Annotated in this window: 4 protein-coding genes; all 4 read right to left on the minus strand. The window is 42.7% G+C overall.

What is annotated here, in order from left to right; genetic code table 11:
• Window positions 1-604 (minus strand): diaminopimelate decarboxylase family protein (locus AC1DWN_RS30315; RefSeq protein WP_477562578.1); only part of this gene is annotated, 604 nt, incomplete at its 3' end.
• Between the two features lie 133 nt (window positions 605-737).
• Window positions 738-2,393, minus strand: a complete 1,656-nt coding sequence (locus AC1DWN_RS30320; protein WP_477562579.1) for a spore germination protein — start codon at window positions 2,391-2,393, stop codon at window positions 738-740.
• Between the two features lie 25 nt (window positions 2,394-2,418).
• A complete protein-coding gene (locus AC1DWN_RS30325; protein ID WP_477562580.1) occupies window positions 2,419-2,847 on the minus strand; it encodes a stage V sporulation protein AB in 429 nt (142 codons plus the stop codon).
• Complete coding sequence (locus AC1DWN_RS30330; protein ID WP_477562581.1) at window positions 2,840-3,493, minus strand: stage V sporulation protein AA; 654 nt, start codon at window positions 3,491-3,493, stop codon at window positions 2,840-2,842. The genes AC1DWN_RS30325 and AC1DWN_RS30330 overlap by 8 nt, the downstream gene beginning before the upstream one ends.
• Window positions 3,494-3,633 lie beyond the last annotated feature (140 nt).

Raw genomic sequence — 3,633 nt, forward strand, 5'->3', positions numbered from 1 at the left:
AAATAGTGAGGTTAGGAAGTGACATCGCTTCTTGGATTGCTCGTCTTGCTGAACCATTGCCAAGATCAAAGCCGAATTTGGAATCTTGTTGGCCAGTTGAGATGTAATCATGTGTATGTGCTTCTACACCAGGCGTAATACGGAGCAAAATATTCACTTTCTTACCCTGCTCACCAGCTAAAGCATTCAATGTTTGAAGCTCTAAGAAGTTGTCCACTACGAAGCAACCAATACCTGCGTCAAGCGCCATAATGATTTCTTCAGGTGTTTTGTTGTTGCCATGGAAATGAATTCTCTCTGCTGGGAATCCCGCTTGCATAGCTGTAAACAGTTCACCGTCAGAAACGACATCAAGTGACAGTCCTTCCTGCTCGGCAATTGCGCACATAGCCATTACGCTGAAAGCCTTACTTGCATAAGCAACCTGAAATCTCAGACCAGAAGTCTTAAATGCTTCAACATACTCATTTGCGCGTTGACGTATAAGTGCTTCGTCAACAATATATAGCGGCGTGCCAAACTGATTAGCCAAATCGGCTACATCGCAGCCGCCAATTTCCAAATGTCCATTACCGTTAATTTTACTAGTTCCATGCAAGTACATATAATTTCCCTCAGCTTTCTTCTATCTGATAGCAGATAGAACGAATAGAATTTGCATCAATAGCATCAAGTATAACGCAATCTACCTGTCTGAGATATGGATAAATTCACATTTCATTTGCATTTTTGTGAACTTAATCGGTGTTTGGTAATCTCTCGCTCTGCTGCGGACGCAAAATATTCGGACGGGTACGATTGTAAAGAACCGGTTTGCGAATGATAATGCTGAGCAGTGCTTTAGCGTCAAAAGGTATGATCGGCCACATATACGGACGATTGAATGAACGCTCTGTTGTTAGCAACAACATAATAACTGTAGTTGCGATAACAAAACCAGGTACACTAAACATTGCAACCGATATGATAAGCACAAGTCGAACGATTCGATTGGCAAGGCCAAGCTCATAGCTTGGCGTCGCAAACATGCCAATTGCCGCAATAGCCATATATAAGATGACTTCATTAATGAAAACACCTGTCTTAACGGCAATATCTCCAATTAATATCGCTGCAACAAGTGACATCGCTGTCGCCAGTGACGTTGGCGTATGTACGGACGCCATACGGAGTAAATCGACGCCAATTTCAGCAATTAAAAACTGCATGACTAGCGGAATTTTACCTGTTTTGGTAGGTCCCAAAAACTCAAGTGCTACTGGCTTCAGCTCTGGATGCAATACAAACAACAACCAAAGCGGAAGCATAAACAAAGAGGCAAATATGCCGATAAAACGAACCCAACGCAAATAGGTGCCAATAAAAGGAGATTGACGATATTCCTCCGCATGCTGCATCAAATCAGTATACGTAGTTGGAAGCGTCATGACGCTTGGCGACGTGTCAACGAATACCGCTACAGCTCCTTCAAGCAAATGTGCAGAAACCGTATCTGGTCTTTCTGAATATCGTACGAGCGGAAATGGGCTCCAACCTCGTTTTACAGTTGCCTCTTCGAGCTGTTTATCCGCTAAAGGCAATCCATCTAGCTTCACCATAGAGATTTTATCCTTAATGGATTTAAGCAGCTCTTTATCGACTATGTCATCTATATAAGCGATACAAACGTCTGTTTTCGTCCGTTCACCAACCTGCACTAATTCATATCGCAGCTGTGGATCACGAATCCTTCTTCGGACCAATGAAATGTTGACCATTAATGTTTCAACAAACCCATCCCTGCTGCCACGAACGACCTTCTCTAAAGATGGCTCATCAAGACCTCGCGTCGGAAAGTTCTTTGCATCGATCATCAACAAGCTTTTTTCTTTATCAATAAAAAAAGCAGTGTTCCCTGCTAGCACGCCGATTAACATATCGTTCCAAACATCGACCTTACTCACCTGTGCTGCAGGCACATATAAATCGAGAAATGCATGGAGAGCATCACTTGATAAATCATCTTGGTTCAGATAGGTAAGTCGCTTAAGCACCTCAGTGAGCAATGCATCTTTGACCAATCCATTCATACTGAGCATTGCTATGCGACGTTCCCCGAATGTCATCTCTCTTATAGTTACATCAAAACTTTTTTTATAGCCCAACTCATTTTCCAACCGTTTCAAAATATCATCTAAATGCCAAGGTATTCCCTCATTCTTATCCTTATCCGAAGTGACAGCTTTCTCCTTGCTTTTATTCTCGTTCTTACTATCACTGCCTGATGATTCCATCCTTATGTCATCTCGGGACTCCTCCCTTTGCTGCTCTTCAGGTAATTCCGAATAGGGAGGTTGTATAACTCCCTCTTGTTCATGCACTCTCTGCTCTTGTCCAATCTCACGATCTCTCATTTACTTACCCGCCTTCCGTTAAGTGCTACCATTGAAATACAAGCCAGTCAAACAAAGAACCTAATGTTTTACCAAGTACCATTGCCATAACAAGGGCAACCATATAGTCTGATAAATTCATTCTTTTCGCTAAAATAGGCAGTACGTTCAATACTTCCGTTAATGCAGCTGCCAGCATGCCGACAAAGATTCCATCAAGTAAACCAGCACCGATCAAGAAAGCGCCCGAAGGCAATGGCAGATGCCAATCCATAAAATCAGCAAATGTCCAGTACAACGAACCGCATATAACAGCTGTCTCGAACCATATCGACAACCGATATGCATTAGCTATTTGTGCTAGGCGTGGAATAAGATCTAGAACAATAAGCAAAGCGACAAGACCACTGCCAACAGCTAGCCCTCCTGCTAGCCCTAATAGGGCTATGAATATATTTACTAACCAATTAATCATGACCATTCCCTCTGGTCTGATCGTAATCTGTTTTTTTGCGCATCTCATCCGCGATAACATAAGCATTCACATTTTCTTGATACATATATAGCTCGACCTCAAGTGGGTTTGGCTCCTCGTTGAACCGTTTACGGAATAAATGGTTAAAGAACAGTACCATACCCATTCCAATCCCAAGAGAATACGGAATTTGAAACCACAGTGGATGCTCGGTTCGCTTACCTGTAATCAGCTCGACAATTCGAATATGAACTTCTTTCATAYTGACATCCGTATGGAAGTTCATAATGGCAAGTCCCGCTCCAAAAAACAACAGCAGCCATGCTAGAATAAGTATGGCTATTCGCGGTTTCACCGGTTTTTCGGCTATCATGACCAATACCTGCGGGTCTCCATAAGCTTCTACCGTCAGTTCAGGCTCAAGCTCCCGAATCGCCTTGACGATTTGCAGCAAATCGATAACAACTCGATTGCCGTCTGCTTTTTTATGYTCGTACAAAATCAGCCCTTTCAGACGTCTCTCGAGAGCATCAGATGTTGCAAGTAAGCGCGAAGCTTGACCTAATGTGACTTGATGCTGTGGTTTGATATAAATTCTTTTCTTGAGACGCAGATAGAGGACCGTAAGCTTTGAAGATGCTTCCATCTGTCATCTTCCCTTCTGCTGGTCATTAGTATTTGTTTCCCTTTTAGTATGAGATAAGGGCGATTCGGATACTCATTCCCAAATAGGTAATAAACGGAAAAAGACCAAATCGCCCTATAAGGCGATTTGGTCTTTAATGG

The organism is Paenibacillus sp. P4_A7 (assembly GCF_056402455.1).

What these genes read in the sequence shown, in the direction of transcription:
- AC1DWN_RS30320 (WP_477562579.1), bottom strand. Translation starts at nt 2,393, where the DNA reads ATGAGAGATCGTGAGATTGGACAAGAGCAGAGAGTGCATGAACAAGAG.
- AC1DWN_RS30325 (WP_477562580.1), bottom strand. Translation starts at nt 2,847, where the DNA reads ATGATTAATTGGTTAGTAAATATATTCATAGCCCTATTAGGGCTAGCA.